Below are 13,730 nucleotides of genomic sequence, written 5' to 3' on the forward strand. Positions count from 1 at the left end.
GGTTGAGTGATGAAAGGGCCGGCTTATTGCCGGCCCTTTTTTTGGTTTGTTTGACGCGAGCCCATCGCGCGCAAGCGCGCTCCCAGGCGTTGCGGCTCACTCCCAGAGCCGCTCGCGCTCTTGTGGGAGCGCGCTTGCGCGCGATACGCAGCCGACCCAGCAGCGCCAGGGTCGCCATGCCACTTCTTGTAGGCATCCGCCTACAGAAATACCGCGCAAACCGCTCTAGCATTCGGACCAACTCGGATGACAGACGTCGGACGGATATCCCATGCGCAAGCCGTACTGGTCGCTCGCCGCACTCACGTTGGTCCTGTGCGTGAAGACGGCAGTGGGATCCCAGGGCCTTACACCGACCATGACCTGGGCACCGGTCGGTGACAGGCATGCCTACTCGGTGAATGCCTCCGGCAAGCTCTGGTCGGCCGAAGGCGCCGCCGTGACGGTGTCTCGTCAGCCGGGCAGCAGCAGTCCCGCCGGCGGCCTGATGGCCGGGTTCGACGCCGCTCCATTCGTCGGCAAGGACATCACCCTGACCGGCAACCTGGCGATTACCGGTGGTGCCACGAACGCGGCGATCTGGTTGCGCACGGACGGCCCGACGCCAGCAGCGCACACGTTTCAGACCACGCAGCAACGATTTGCCGTGCGCGACGGTGAGCCAGCGGTGTTGCGCAGCGTCCGGCTGACCATTCCAAAGGACGCGAAGGATGTGGTGCTGGGCGTGCTGCTCTTTGGCGATGGGCAAGCGAATGCCGCCCACCTTCGGCTCACCGTCGCAGACGCCGCCACCGTGAATGTGGACGCACCTGCGTTGTTGGATGAAGCTGTCGCGACCATCCGCGCACATGCGCTCGCCGCTGACGCGGTCGATTGGGATGCGTTCCTCAAGGTGGCGCATACGGGTCTCGCGAGCGGCGAACCGGCGGCGAAGGCGTATCCCGCGATCCGCGATGCGATCAAGAAGCTCGACGATGGCCACAGCTTCTTCATGGACGCCGCGTGGGCGACATCCATGGCGAGCAATGAAGGAACGCGCGAGACGCCCGTCGTGAAAGTGCTACCCGGTGGCGTGGGGTACGCGATGCTGCCGGGCTTCACCGGGCCGGACGACGCGCGACGGCGCTACGTCGAAACCATCGCCACTGCGATCGAGAAAGACGCGCCTTCCGTGACGCACGGCTGGATCGTCGACCTGCGCAAGGACACCGGCGGTGCAGTCCCCCCGATGCTTGGAGCTATCCAGTCGTTGCTGGGCAGCGAGCCGGTGGGCGCCTACCGTACACCGGGCAAGCCGGATCACGCGGTTTACGCCGGCCGCGAGCTCTCGTTCGAACGAAAGCCCGCTGTCGACCTCGCCGCCGTTCCCGTCGCGGTGATCCTTGGGCCGCACACGTCGAGTGCGGGCGAGATGGTGGCCATCGCCTTCCACGGCAGGCCCGTCACCCGTTCGTTTGGTTCAACGACCTCCGGGCAGGCAAGCGCCAACGCGCTCTTCCGGCTAGGCGATGGCAGCCAGCTCGCGCTGAAGGGGGCCATCGACGTTGACCGACACGGACAGGTCTTCGGCAAAGCTGTCGAACCGGACGAGCGCGTCGGTGATGAGGCCGTGCTCGACCGGGCGACGGAGTGGCTGACGCATCGGTGAGCAGCCGACTGTCCGAATACGGCCGCCCCCGTGTCTTCGTCTGGCCACTGTCCTGCTAGGGCAGACCCCTAGCATCTCCACCCACTGGCGAAGATGAGGGTGGACCATGGAGCGTGCGGTAACCGAGCGGCAGTCACTATCAGGAGTGCCATTGCCCCTTGCGCTGACTGTAGCCAGCTTTGCTGCGCCCCCAGGCGTGCTCTGCTGGATCTGGCTGTGGTCGGGGCCGGAGCACGCGCACCTTAGCCTAAGCGATGCCATCGGCATGCTCGAAATCGGGTACCTGATCGGCATGCCTTTCGCGCTGGCGGTATCGATCTTCATCGCGTGGCCGCTCATGGCATGGATGCGTCGAAACCACGCCGTCGCGTGGACGAGCACGCTGTTGTTGTCGGCAGTTATTGGTGTGTCGGTCTACGTCGTGCCGACCATGTTGTACGTGCGAGGGACCGTATCCCTCGACAACCTGGTTCCTGTCGCCACGATGGGCGCGATGCCCGGGCTGTTCGCTGGCGTGCTTCTGTGCGCGATCCTTCGGCCGCCGCTTATGGTTCGGCGTGCGCATTCGGGTGGGAGTCGATGACGAGCGCGAGTACGGCCGCGAGCGACGATGACCTGCTGCACGCTGCTTTCGCCAGTTCGCTTGCGACGCCGTCCCTGGTAGTGGCGTACGTCGTCTCGCGTCTCAACTGGTCCTCGGACCACTTCTACCTATTGCTGTTGGTATTCGTCGTTGTCGGGCTTGTTTCGGCGGTCGCGACCCTGATGTTCGGCCTCCCGTTTGCCTTGTGGCTGCACCGCCGCGGCTCGCGCCGCTGGACACCGATATGCGCGTATGGGGCCGTAACCGGGATGGTTATCCTCTCGCCGACTGGCACGGCTTACGGCGCGCTCTTTGGGCTCGCGAACGCGGTGGTCTTCCAGACGATCTGTGAGGGGAAGCACATGTTCCCGCGTCCTGCCTGACACGGGGCCTTTGCCGCTACGACATGTAGGTGAACGCCGTCACCATCGTAGTCCCTGGCAAAGGCGCGCTCCGGAAGGCCTATCGTATGCGCCCGCATACAAGAGGCACTCAATGGACGCGATGTTTACTCGATGGGACCCGGTCGCTCATCTCCAGACCGAGGTGGATCAAATCATCTACTTGAAGGCTTGCCTTGATGAAGATCCTGGCGACGGGTCGCTTGTATGGGCTGCTCTCGCCGATCTGACGCGGGCACCAATCGTCGGCGGCTTCTCGTGCGGCATCCGGGAGTTGTCGGCGCGGTTAGGAGCTTCAGGCTCGGGCGTTGATCCACGGGATCCTGTCGCTTCACTCGTCGGCGAGTGTCAGACGGACGACGTTGTCAGATGACGCCGACGCGGCGTGGGTGGAAGGGACTTCACGACTGCAAGGGCTTCATCGACTGATCGCGGCGCCCCCTGTTTCGGATCATTTCCGTGTCGCGATGTGCGGCGTAACTGGAATGGTTCGATGAAACGGCGCCGAATGAAAATGACGCTACTTGCTGCTGTATGCAGCGCATGTATTTCAGTGGCTTATGGCACGCCGGGGGAGGAATTGGGTCCAAAGACGATAGTGATGATGGACCCAGTCGAGCGGCAGGGACTGATTACAGACATGCAACGCGTAGTAGACGAAAAGACTTCAGGAAGACATTTCTTTGAAGACTTTCCGTGGTCGCTGAGCGCAACAGTGGGACTCGATGAGGAGAGCAATGTCATCACCGTTGATCTCGATCAGCGCTTGGTAAAGTACGCCGAGAGCGCCGAAACCGAAGATCTGGTCGACTACATGTTCGACGTGCTACAGCCCCTCATGCAGAGGATCGGAGGAACAACAGGTTTGAAGCTTCTGTATGGAGGGGAGGAAGTCGAACCTTGGCGCGATGAATCTCCCTCTGCAAGCGAGGAGCCATCAACGGGACGCAGGAAGCGAGACGCAGATTCGCGGCCCTTACTGGTGATTTCGCCGGGACACGGCTTTTACTTTCACGGGAAGTTCAAGGATTGGCGGGCTCAGCGAGATACGACGAATGACGTTCTTGAGGACGATATAACGACCGTGATCGCGGGTCATCTCGAAGATGCGTTGGAACGCGACGATATGCGGGTGGAAAACCTTCGGCCGGAGCGACAGCCTTTCGCAAACCAGCCCAGTGGGCAGCCGTGGTGGCGTCTCGCGGTACGGTACCAGCTTGAACAGAAGTATCCGAAGCTCGTGAACGTCTGGCGATCCGGGCCCGACACGAAAAGCTCCATGCAGCAACGAGACGAGGACATTCGCAGTCGCCCTCTGTACGCCAATCACGTGAAGGCTGACGCGCTTTTGCATATTCACACGAATGCTAGCGGGGACTCTTCCGCGAGCGGACTCCGTGCTTTTGTCGCCGACCGCTCTGAAGACAAGTCGTTGGCTGAACGAATCCTTTGCTCGGCGCGGGAGTTGCTTCGGACCGACGATCGGTTCTCTGGCTACACGGTTGCCAGTAAGCCGACCTTGAACTCGAAGAAGGGGGAGAATAATCGCGCGAAGATGCCGTCCGTGATCGTCGAGGTGGGCTTTCATACCAATCCCGGAGACGCTGTTTTCCTTCAGGATCGCAGCTTTCAGGGCCTCGCCATGCGCGGCGTCGCAAAGGGCTACCGCCTGTACAGGAACAACTTGCCCTGCGGAGATTTCGCGGTCAGCCCCTTTGACGACGTTAACGGGCGAGTTGGTGTGGACGTGCACGTGCCTCTCAGCCTCAAAGGAAATCCCCGGTTTCCCATCACAATCTGGTCAAAGGACGTGGCCTGCACCGGTCGCGGTTGCCATAACAAAGACAAGATGCTGTTCAGCACGAAGGAGCTTGATAAGTTCAAGGTTCAATATCTCTGTCGGCGTGAGGACGTCGAGCGGTCACCCGTCACGTTGTCAGTGACGGCGCGAGATTCTGATGGAGTGCGTGCCGTGCCGGCGACGCTTAAGGTGGCTTGTACGGCGGGGTAATGGGCCCATGGCGCACTTGGTGTGCCTGTCGCTATCGCGCGCAAGCGCGCTCCCACAAAGCGTCGGGGCGCGCTTCCTTTTTTGGCGGGTGACTCAGGCTGCGCCGGCGCAGCCATCCTGTTTGGCGACTACCGCCAGCAACCGTTCTTCGACCTCATCGCGCGTATGCGAGCGGAACAGATGCGGCGCGGCACGACGCAGCGCAGCGCAGTCGAGGCTGGTCAGGCGGTCGCGGACCTGTAGCAGCTGGCCCGGGTGCATCGAGAATTCTTCGAGGCCCATGGCCAGGAGCAGGGCGGTGAACTGGGTGTCGCCGGCGATTTCGCCGCACAGGCTTACCGGCTTCTTCGCGCGGCGCGCCGAGGCGATGATGTGTGCGATGAGGCGCAGGAACGCCGGCTGCAGCGGGTCGTAGATGCCTTCGAGGGCATCGTTGTTGCGGTCGGCGGCCAGCGTGTACTGGGCGAGGTCGTTGGTGCCGATGGCGAGGAAGTCGGCTTTCTGCAGGATCGACGTTACGCCGATCGCGGCGGCGGGGACTTCGATCATGGCGCCGATGTCGAGTCGCTCGGGCAGTTCCTGGTCTTCGAGCGAAAGCTGCTCGCGGGCCTTCTTGATCAGCTTGCGGACCTCGATGAGCTCGCCGATGTGGGTGACCATCGGCACCAGCACGCGCACCGGGCCGTAGCAGGCGGCGCGGAGGATCGCGCGCAACTGGACCAGGAAGATATCGGGGTAGCGCAGCGAGAGGCGGATGCCGCGCACGCCCAGCGCCGGGTTGTCTTCGCCACGGATGGCAAGCCCGGCGGCGTCGGCCTTGTCGGCGCCGAGATCGAGCGTGCGGATGGTGACCGGCAGGCCGCCCATGCCGAGCACGACGTCGCGGTACGCCGCGAACTGCTCGTCCTCGCTGGGCAGGCCGCGCTGGCGCAGGAACAGGAATTCGGAGCGATACAGGCCCACGCCGTCGGCACCACGTGAGCGCGCGAGGGTCACATCGCCGGCGAGCTCCGCGTTCGCGAACAGACGCACATGCGCGCCATCGCGGGTCAGCGTCCGGGCGGAAGCGAGCTCAGCGAGGCGCCGGCCTTCGGCGGCGGCCTGGCGCTGCCACTGCCGGTAGCGGGCGAGATCCTGGGCGGTGGGGTGGACGATAACCTCGCCGCGCTCGGCGTCGATCAGGACAAGGTCGTCATCGTTGATGGTGGCGAGCGCATCCTTCGTACCCACCAGCATGGGCAGGTTGAAGCTGCGCGCCAGGATCGCGCTGTGCGAGTAGATGCTGCCCGCGCTGGCGACCACGCCGAGCATGCCCTGGCCGGCCAGGCTGGCCATGTCGGCGGGAGCGACGGTATCGCTGACGATGATCTCGCCGACGCGCGCCGCAAGCTTGCGCTCTTCGCGGCTGGATTGCTGGAAGAGCGCGGACATGACCCGGCCGATGACCTGGTCGATGTCTTCGCCGCGACTCTTCAGGTACGGGTCGTTCATGGCGTCGAACACCGCCGCGAGGCGGTCGCGCTGCATCTTGAGCGCGGCGCTGGCGGTGTAGTGTCCGACGGAAATCAGTTCATCGAGGCCGCGCAGCAGCTCCTCGTCATCGAGCAGCAGGCTATGCGCATCGATGAAGTCGCCAACCTCGCGGGCCAGCGCGCCGTGCAGCTTGCCGCGCAGTTCGCGCAGCTCGGCGCGCGCATGGTCCAGGGCCTTGTGCAGGCGGTCCAGTTCGGGCGCGACTTCCGCGTCCTCGAGCATGCGCATGTCAGCCGTGTACAGGCTCGGCTGGACCAGACGCGCCCGGCCCAGGGCCATGCCCCGGGATGCGGCGTTGCCGGTCAGCTGGTACCTCATGCGTGCTTCGCCCCCCTGGCGCCCATGCTGTTACTGCCCTTCGTCGAACTTGTTGTTGAACAGGGCGATGACGGCGGCCAGCGCGGCCGCTTCATCATCGCCTTCGGCGCGCACCATCAGCACCGAGCCCATGCCCGCCGCCAGCATCATGACCCCCATGATGCTTTGCGCGTTCACTTCGCGTCCCTTGCTAATGAGGTGCACCGTGGCCTTGAAGCTGGAGACCAGCTGGACGAGCTTGGCCGATGCGCGGGCATGCAGCCCAAGCCGGTTGGATACCGTGATTTCCTGTTCAAGCATGATCGATGAAGATCCCTCCGCGGCCACCGGTGGCGGCGACTTCCGCCAGTTCGGGCAACGATTTTTCAGAGTAGTTGAGGACGCGGAGCAGCATCGGCAGGTTCAGGCCGGACACGCAGCGGAGCTTCACGCCCAGCGCGCCCAGCGAGAGGCCGATGTTGCACGGCGTGGCGCCGTAGAGGTCGGCCAGCACCAGTACGCCATCGCCCGTATCGAGCTCGCGGGCATGCTTCGCGGTAAGCGAGCGCATGATGTCCGGGTCGGCGCCGGGTGGCACCTCCACGGCATCCACCGTGAGCGGGAGCTTGGGCATCACATGGCGCGCGGCGGAGACCAGGGCCTGGCCCACGGCTTCGTGCGTCATAAGGAGCACGCCGACGCTCATCGCAGGTACTCCGGCTGGCAGGGAAAGCTAAAGGTGCTCATTCGAGCTCACGATGGAAAGTCAGTACGTTGCCGCGTCCCTCGCGGAAATGCCGGGCAAGGCGCTCCACGAGATACACCGAGCGGTGGCGACCGCCCGTGCAGCCGATGGAGACCGTGACGTAGCTGCGGTCCTCGCCTTCGAAGCGCGGTAGCCAGGTATCCAGCCAGCGCGCCACGTCGGCATAGTATTCGCCCACGATGGGCTGCGCGTCGAGGTATTCGCGCACCGGCTGGTCCTTGCCCGAGAACGGCCGCAGGCGCGGGTCCCAGTGCGGGTTGGGCAGGCAGCGGGCATCGAAGACGAAATCCGCGTCGGACGGCAGCCCGCGGCGGTAAGCAAACGATTCGAACAGCAGCGTGGTGCCATCGCTGGCCGCCGCGTAGCCGGTCGCGAACAGCCGGCGCAACTGGTGGACGTTGAGCTCCGAGGTATCGATGACCTTCTCGGCGATCGAGACCAGCGGGCGCAGCAGACGGCGCTCTTCCGCGATGGAATCGGCGAGGGAACGGCGCTCGGCCGCCAGTGGATGGCGGCGGCGCGTCTCCGAATAGCGCTTGATCAGGACGTCGTCGCGGCTGTCCAGGAAGATCAGGTGTACGTGGAGGCCGGCGCTCGAGAGCTCCGACAGCACGTGCGGCATGCGCTCGAGGTCGGAGCGACGGTTGCGTACGTCCACGCCCACGGCGATGCGACGGCGCGGACCGTGCTCGCCCTGGCTGACGGCGGCGACCAGCTGCGGGATGAGTTCCGCCGGCATGTTGTCGACGCAGTAGAACTCCAGGTCCTCCAGCGCGCGGAGGGCGACGGTCTTGCCGCCACCGGACATGCCGGTGAGCACCACCAGGTGGATGGCGCCGGCTTCGATGATGGGGCCTTTGAGGAGCTCGTCGTTCACCGGGGTCACCACGGGGAGAACCGGCGCATCTGGTGCGCCTGGCGGTCGATGAAGGTCTGGGCGGGATCGATGCCCTTGCTCTTCAGTACATGGTTGCGCACGGCCGCCTCCACAAGCACCGCCAGGTTGCGGCCAGGCGCTACGGGGATGGTGATCTTGGGTACGTCGACGTCCAGCACGTTGCGCCTGCTGACATCGCCGGTGAGGCGGGTCATCGCGTCGGTCTCCTCGCCATCCTTCATCGGCTTCAGGTGGATCACCAGGCGAAGGTACTTCGACGGCTTGACCGCCGTGTGGCCGAACATCTCGCGGATGTTTAGGACGCCCAGGCCGCGGACCTCGAGCAGGTCCTGCAGCAGCTCCGGGCAGGCGCCATCGATGACATCCGGGGCGATCAGGGTGAATTCGGTGGCGTCATCGGCGACCAGGCGGTGGCCGCGGCTGATGAGTTCCAGGGCCAGCTCGCTCTTGCCCGAGCCGGGGTCGCCGGTGATCAGGACACCGATCGAGAACACCTCGAGGAACACGCCGTGCAGGGTGACCCGCGGGGCCAGCGTGCGCGCCAGGTGGTATTGCAGGTAGGTGAGCAGCTCGTGGCCGCGCTTGGTGCTCTGCCAGAGCGGGGTGTCGGTTTCCTCGGCCACCTCGCGAAGGTCCGGCGGGATCGCCTGGTCCTTCGTGACGATGAGCGCGGCCGGCTGGTACGCCGCGATCTTGTGGATCGCTTCCCAGCGCTGGCGGGAATCCAGCCCGTCGAGGTAGTTCAGCTCCTCGGTACCGATGATCTGCACCTTGTTGGGGTAGATCACGTTCAGGTAGCCGACCAGCGAGGGGCGGCGGCTGAGCTTGGCGTTCGGCTCCAGGACACGGGCTTCGCCACGCATGCCCGCGATCCAGCGCAGGGCCATGCGTTCATGGACGCCGTCGAAGAGTTGTCTGGCGGTGAGCCGATCCACGCGGGGGTTCCTGTCAAAAAGAAAGCCGGTACGCAGGGGTACCGGCTTGCTTATATTGTGCCACAGGCCGCCTGGGGGCTTTACGTGGCGGCGCGGGCCTCGCGGACCTCGCTGTTGTGGTGGTCCTTAAGCTTTTCCTTATGCTTTTTCAGCTGGTCGGCGAGCTTGGCGATCATGGCGTCAATGGCCTTGTACATGCCATCGCCGATCGTGCCGTCTTCCTGGCGGATGATGCCCTCGGCGTGGAGCCGGGTGCCCGAACAGTGGAGCGTTCCGCCCACCTTGTGTTCAGCCTTATCCACGGATAGCACGACATCTAAGGCGGTGATGTTGTCGAAAAGGCGTTCGAAGCGGCCGATTTGCTGTTCCACGCGCTCGCGCAGGGCAGGGGTGATCTGGATGTGCTGGCCGCTGATCTGGATTTGCATGACGCCTCCTTCTTGCTGAGGGTGCCGCCGCTGGGGCGGCGAGAGGGGAGTGGCGGGTGCCGCTCCTGAACCTGTCGACTATGGGACCGTGATCCTCCGAGGGGGTTCCGCGCCGCGCTTAACTCGCGCGAACGCGTTCACTGGAACTGGGGATGCGCATCGCTTCACGGTACTTGGCCACCGTACGGCGTGCGACCTGAATACCGCGTCGATGGAATTCCTCCGCGAGGGCCTGGTCGGACAGCGGGCGACGCGGGTCTTCCGCCGTGATCAGCTTGCGCAGCATGGCCTGGATGGCCGTCGCGGACGCGCTGCCGCCGTCTTCCGTGGCCACGCCGCTCGAAAAGAAATGTTTCAGCTCGAAGGTACCGCGCGGCGTGTGCATGTACTTGCGCGTGGTCACCCTGGAAATGGTCGATTCGTGCATGCCCACCTCCTCGGCCACCTCGCGTAGCACCAGCGGGTGCATGGCCTCGGGGCCGTAATCGAGGAAGGCGCTCTGCCGGCGGACGATCACCTCGGCGACCTTGGTCAGCGTCTCGGCACGCGATTGCAGGCTCTTCAGCAGCCAGCGGGCTTCCTGGAGCTGGCCTTTCATCCAGGTGGCGTCATCGCCGCGGGCACGGGCGATCAGGTTGCAGTAATGCTGGTTCAGGCCCAGCCGGGGCTGGGCATCCGGATTGAGGCTGACCCGCCAGCGGCCGTTCTCGCGGCGCGCGTAGACATCCGGTGCCACATATTCGACCGGGGTGGCGTCCAGCGCGGCACCGGGCCGGGGATCCAGGCTGCGGATGAGTGAGGCGGCGACGGCGACATCGGCCTCGGCGGCCTTGAGGCGCCGGGCGATCTTGCCGGTATCGTTGCGCGCCAGCAGCTCGATCTCGTCGGTGACGATCCGGATGGCGAGGTTGCGCTGGGGTGTTTCTTCGGAGAACTGGCTGAGCTGGCAGAGCAGGCAGTCGCGCAGGTCCAGGCTGGCGATGCCGGTCGGATCGAAGCGCTGGATGCGCTTGCGCACCGCTTCGATCTCGTCGAGCTCGCAGTGGAATTCGCGCAGGGCCGTCTGGACCGCCTCGCAGCCATCACGCAGGTAGCCGTCTTCGTCCAGCGCATGAATGATCGCCGTGGCGATGGCGTGGTCGCGCTGGGTGAACTGGGAGAGGTTGAGCTGCCATTCGAGGTGTTGCTGGAGGCTTTCCGGTGCCGCGTTCTGCGGCTCGAAGCCTTCTTCGTCGCCGCCACCATTACGTGACGGGGCGCCCGCGTAGTCGCCGGCCTCGCCCTGGAAACGGTCGTCGTCCCAGTCCGGCGTAAGTTCGTCGGAGGGCGATGCGGTGGATTCTTCCTCGCGGGTCGCCTTGGCGGGCTGCTCGTCACGGGCCCGGTACTCCATGGCCTCGTCGAAGCTGGCGCTTTCTTCCGGCGCGTCCGCTTCCGCCTCGGCGTCTTCCGCGAACTCGAGCAGCGGGTTGCTTTCCGCGATCTGGCGGAGTTCGGCCTCGAGCTCCAGCTGCGACAACTGGAGCAGGCGGATGGCCTGCTGGAGCTGTGGCGTCAGCGTGAGCTGCTGATGCAGGCGAAACTGAAGTCCGGGTTTCATTACCTTCGCAAGATCGGGTTACCGAGCCATCCTAACCCCTCGCGGCCCCCCTAAACCAGCCGCCCTGCACGCCTATGCCGCCCGGCCGATTCTGCGTAGTCGTGGGAGCGCGCTTGCGCGCGATGGGGGCTGCGGGAGCCCCCATCGCGCGCAAGCGCGCTCCCACAAAGGCGAAATCAGATCCGGAATTCACGGCCCAGATACACCTCGCGGACCTTTTCGTCGGCCAGGATGTGCTGGGGGGTGCCCTTGGAGAGCACCTCGCCGTCGTTGAGGATGTAGGCGCGGTCGCAGATGCCCAGGGTTTCACGGACGTTGTGGTCGGTGATGAGCACGCCGATGCCGCGTTCCTTCAGGTGGCGGACGATGCGCTGGATTTCGCCCACCGAAATCGGGTCGACGCCGGCAAACGGCTCATCGAGCAGCATGTAACGCGGGCGGGCGGCGAGGGCGCGGGCGATCTCCACACGGCGGCGTTCGCCACCGGAAAGGCTGATGCCCTTCTGTTCGGCGATATGCGAGATCTTCAGCTCGTCGAGCAGGCTCTCGAGTTCGTCCTCGCGCTGCTTCTGGGTCATGTTGTCGCGCAGTTCCAGCACGGCCAGGATGTTGTCGGCCACGCTGAGGCGGCGGAACACCGAGGCTTCCTGCGGCAGGTAGCCGATGCCGAGCTTGGCGCGCGCATGCATGGGCAGGCCGGTGATGTCCTGCTGGTCCAGCTTGATCTGGCCTGCGTCGGCCTGGATCAGGCCGACCACCATGTAGAAGCAGGTGGTCTTACCGGCGCCGTTGGGGCCGAGCAGGCCCACCACTTCACCTTCGCGGATGGAAAAGGCGAAATCGCGTACCACCTGGCGGGCGCGGAACCGCTTCTGCAGGCCTTGGGCTGAAAGCATCGTGTCAGGGCTTCTTCGTGTTGTCCGCCGGCTTGGCCGCGGGGGCGGCGCCTGGCTGGGTCTTCGGCTGGAAGGTCATGTGGATGGTGGACGTGCCGTTGCTCTCGCCCTTCATCGTGCTGTCTTCCGTGTTGTACGTCAGCTTGTCGCCATCCGACGTGCCCTTGTTGGGCTGGTCGACGTGGGCGTTGCCGGTAAGGATCGCGACGCTGGTCTCGTTGTCGTAATCGATGTTGCTGGCGCGGCCGTGCATCCAGTTGCCCACTTCGTCCTGCTGCTGGACCGTCGCGGGTTTGCCATCGATCACCGCACGCTTCACCGAATTATCGTCGTTGAGGTAAACCGTGGCCTTGTCACCCGTGATCTTCAGGGTGCCCTGCGTGATCACGACCTTGTTGGTATAGATCACGATGCCCTGCGGCTGCTGCGAGCCATCGAACGTCTTGGCGTCGACATGGACTTCTTCGTTGCGGTCCGATTTTTTCGCCATGACCGGCGTGGCGAGCGCAAGGAGCGCCACCCCGCAAGCCGCGAACAATGCCTTAGCGCTTGCGTGGCTGGTACGTGGTGTGGACTGCATCGAGGAGCTCCAGGTGCTTGGTGTCGAGGTTGGCACGCATGCCGATGCCGTTCATTGTAGAGCTTCCCTGAACGATACGCGCCGCTTCGGCCGTTTCCAGGCGGTTCTCCTTGGGCCATGCGGTGACCTCAGAGGTATCGATGCTGGCCGGCGGGCTGGTGGCGAACGCCACGCGGTCCATGTGGACCAGGCCCTGGAGCTTGAGCATCGTGCCGTCCTTGTTCACCCAGCCGTACTGGGAGTGGCCGGTCCACGGCGGCGCGGTCGTGTCCTTGGTCGGGGGCAGCACGAAATTCGGCGCATTGATGTACAGCGATTCATCGCCCTCGCGGCGCTCCAGGTGGGGCGCGATGAGCTTGAAGGCGGGCTTGCCTTCCTCGTTGTACGAATCGAGGTCGAAGTTGGTCAGCACATAGCCCGAACGGGGCGGACCCACGAAGTCGTCAACCTTCTTCGCCGGGGCCACCCAGTAGTACAGCAGCACGCTGGCACCCAGGACCGCGGCGAGGATGGCCGAGGTTCCGGTGGCGCTGCGGTCCTTGAACAGGTTGAAGACGCTCACAGCCAGCGGTCCCGCTCGGCTTCGGCCTTGCCCTGCGCGGCCAGGATCATGTCAGCCACTTCGCGGGCGGCGCCGTAGCCGCCGGTCAGGCGGGTGCGCCAGTGGGCGCGCTCGGCGACCCACGGATGGGCGTTGGCGACCGCGACGGCAAGGCCGGCGATGCCCATGGCGGGCAGATCCGGCAGGTCGTCGCCGACGAAGGCGGCTTCGGCCGGCTCCAGGCGCAGGGCCTCGAGCAGTGCGTTAAGCGTGGCGCGCTTGTCCTTCTGGCCCTGGTAGACGTGCTGGATGCCCAGCTCCTCGGCACGCAGCGAAACCGGGTGGCTGATGCGCGCCGTGATGATCGCGACCTTGATGCCGTTTTCCTGCAGACGCTTCAGGCCCAGGCCGTCATGGACGTGGAAGACCTTGGTCTCGCGACCGTCCTCCGCGTACCAGAGCCGCCCATCGGTCAGTGTGCCATCCACGTCGAATACGACCACGCGGATGCGTGCGGCGCGTTCGGCGACGTCGGCGGGGATCTCGGTGTAGTGCGTGTAAGCCATGGCGTGAAGGATACAGGGGCGGTGCCGGCGCGGTGGGGACGCGCGGG

The 13,730-nt window shown here is 65.0% G+C and carries 15 protein-coding genes; 4 read left to right on the forward strand and 11 right to left on the reverse strand.

Going from position 1 to position 13,730, the window contains the following annotated elements; genetic code table 11:
• Positions 1-271 precede the first annotated feature (271 nt).
• The 4 genes from ACZ6YI_RS06795 to ACZ6YI_RS06810 all read left to right on the forward strand — a co-directional run bounded on the left by ACZ6YI_RS06795 (position 272) and on the right by ACZ6YI_RS06810 (position 4,643).
• Positions 272-1,648: a S41 family peptidase gene (locus tag ACZ6YI_RS06795; protein ID WP_465777983.1), complete on the forward strand. Its 1,377-nt coding sequence runs from the start codon at positions 272-274 to the stop codon at positions 1,646-1,648.
• Between the two features lie 106 nt (positions 1,649-1,754).
• Positions 1,755-2,231, forward strand: a complete 477-nt coding sequence (locus tag ACZ6YI_RS06800) for a hypothetical protein (protein WP_465777984.1) — start codon at positions 1,755-1,757, stop codon at positions 2,229-2,231.
• Positions 2,228-2,614, forward strand: coding sequence for a hypothetical protein (locus tag ACZ6YI_RS06805; protein ID WP_465777985.1), 387 nt, complete (start codon positions 2,228-2,230; stop codon positions 2,612-2,614). Before ACZ6YI_RS06800 ends, ACZ6YI_RS06805 begins: the two co-directional genes overlap by 4 nt.
• Before the next feature lie 526 nt (positions 2,615-3,140).
• The gene (locus ACZ6YI_RS06810) at positions 3,141-4,643 is read left to right on the forward strand and encodes an N-acetylmuramoyl-L-alanine amidase family protein (RefSeq protein WP_465777986.1); all 1,503 of its coding nucleotides are present in this window, start codon (positions 3,141-3,143) and stop codon (positions 4,641-4,643) included.
• Positions 4,644-4,736: 93 nt separating this feature from the next.
• Here the strand turns inward: ACZ6YI_RS06810 and ptsP are convergent, their stop codons facing one another.
• The 11 genes from ptsP to ACZ6YI_RS06865 form a co-directional block, all read right to left on the reverse strand.
• Positions 4,737-6,494 carry a phosphoenolpyruvate--protein phosphotransferase gene (ptsP, locus tag ACZ6YI_RS06815; RefSeq protein WP_465777987.1) on the reverse strand — a complete coding sequence of 586 codons (1,758 nt, stop codon included), beginning with the start codon at positions 6,492-6,494 and terminating at the stop codon, positions 4,737-4,739.
• A gap of 30 nt (positions 6,495-6,524) precedes the next feature.
• On the reverse strand, positions 6,525-6,794 hold the full coding sequence (locus tag ACZ6YI_RS06820) for an HPr family phosphocarrier protein (RefSeq protein WP_465777988.1): 270 nt from the start codon (positions 6,792-6,794) through the stop codon (positions 6,525-6,527).
• Positions 6,787-7,179 (reverse strand): PTS sugar transporter subunit IIA, encoded by a 393-nt coding sequence (locus tag ACZ6YI_RS06825; protein WP_247333268.1) that lies wholly within the window; start codon positions 7,177-7,179, stop codon positions 6,787-6,789. The genes ACZ6YI_RS06820 and ACZ6YI_RS06825 overlap by 8 nt, the downstream gene beginning before the upstream one ends.
• Before the next feature lie 37 nt (positions 7,180-7,216).
• A complete protein-coding gene (gene rapZ, locus ACZ6YI_RS06830; RefSeq protein ID WP_465777989.1) occupies positions 7,217-8,116 on the reverse strand; it encodes an RNase adapter RapZ in 900 nt (299 codons plus the stop codon).
• Between the two features lie 5 nt (positions 8,117-8,121).
• Positions 8,122-9,072 carry an HPr(Ser) kinase/phosphatase gene (hprK, locus tag ACZ6YI_RS06835; protein ID WP_440325305.1) on the reverse strand — a complete coding sequence of 317 codons (951 nt, stop codon included), beginning with the start codon at positions 9,070-9,072 and terminating at the stop codon, positions 8,122-8,124.
• 80 nt (positions 9,073-9,152) lie between these two features.
• A complete protein-coding gene (gene hpf / locus ACZ6YI_RS06840) occupies positions 9,153-9,500 on the reverse strand; it encodes a ribosome hibernation-promoting factor, HPF/YfiA family (protein WP_440325307.1) in 348 nt (115 codons plus the stop codon).
• Between the two features lie 118 nt (positions 9,501-9,618).
• On the reverse strand, positions 9,619-11,100 hold the full coding sequence (locus tag ACZ6YI_RS06845) for an RNA polymerase factor sigma-54 (protein WP_440325308.1): 1,482 nt from the start codon (positions 11,098-11,100) through the stop codon (positions 9,619-9,621).
• A 176-nt stretch (positions 11,101-11,276) separates the two neighbouring features.
• A complete protein-coding gene (gene lptB / locus ACZ6YI_RS06850) occupies positions 11,277-11,996 on the reverse strand; it encodes an LPS export ABC transporter ATP-binding protein (RefSeq protein ID WP_465777990.1) in 720 nt (239 codons plus the stop codon).
• Between the two features lie 4 nt (positions 11,997-12,000).
• Entirely contained in the window at positions 12,001-12,576 is a 576-nt protein-coding gene (gene lptA, locus ACZ6YI_RS06855; RefSeq protein ID WP_465777991.1) for a lipopolysaccharide transport periplasmic protein LptA, read from the reverse strand.
• Complete coding sequence (gene lptC / locus ACZ6YI_RS06860; protein WP_465777992.1) at positions 12,539-13,138, reverse strand: LPS export ABC transporter periplasmic protein LptC; 600 nt, start codon at positions 13,136-13,138, stop codon at positions 12,539-12,541. Before lptC ends, lptA begins: the two co-directional genes overlap by 38 nt.
• Positions 13,135-13,683 (reverse strand): KdsC family phosphatase, encoded by a 549-nt coding sequence (locus ACZ6YI_RS06865; RefSeq protein WP_440329307.1) that lies wholly within the window; start codon positions 13,681-13,683, stop codon positions 13,135-13,137. The genes lptC and ACZ6YI_RS06865 overlap by 4 nt, the downstream gene beginning before the upstream one ends.
• Positions 13,684-13,730: the final 47 nt, after the last annotated feature.

Source organism: Luteibacter sp. NPDC104163 (assembly GCF_055584245.1).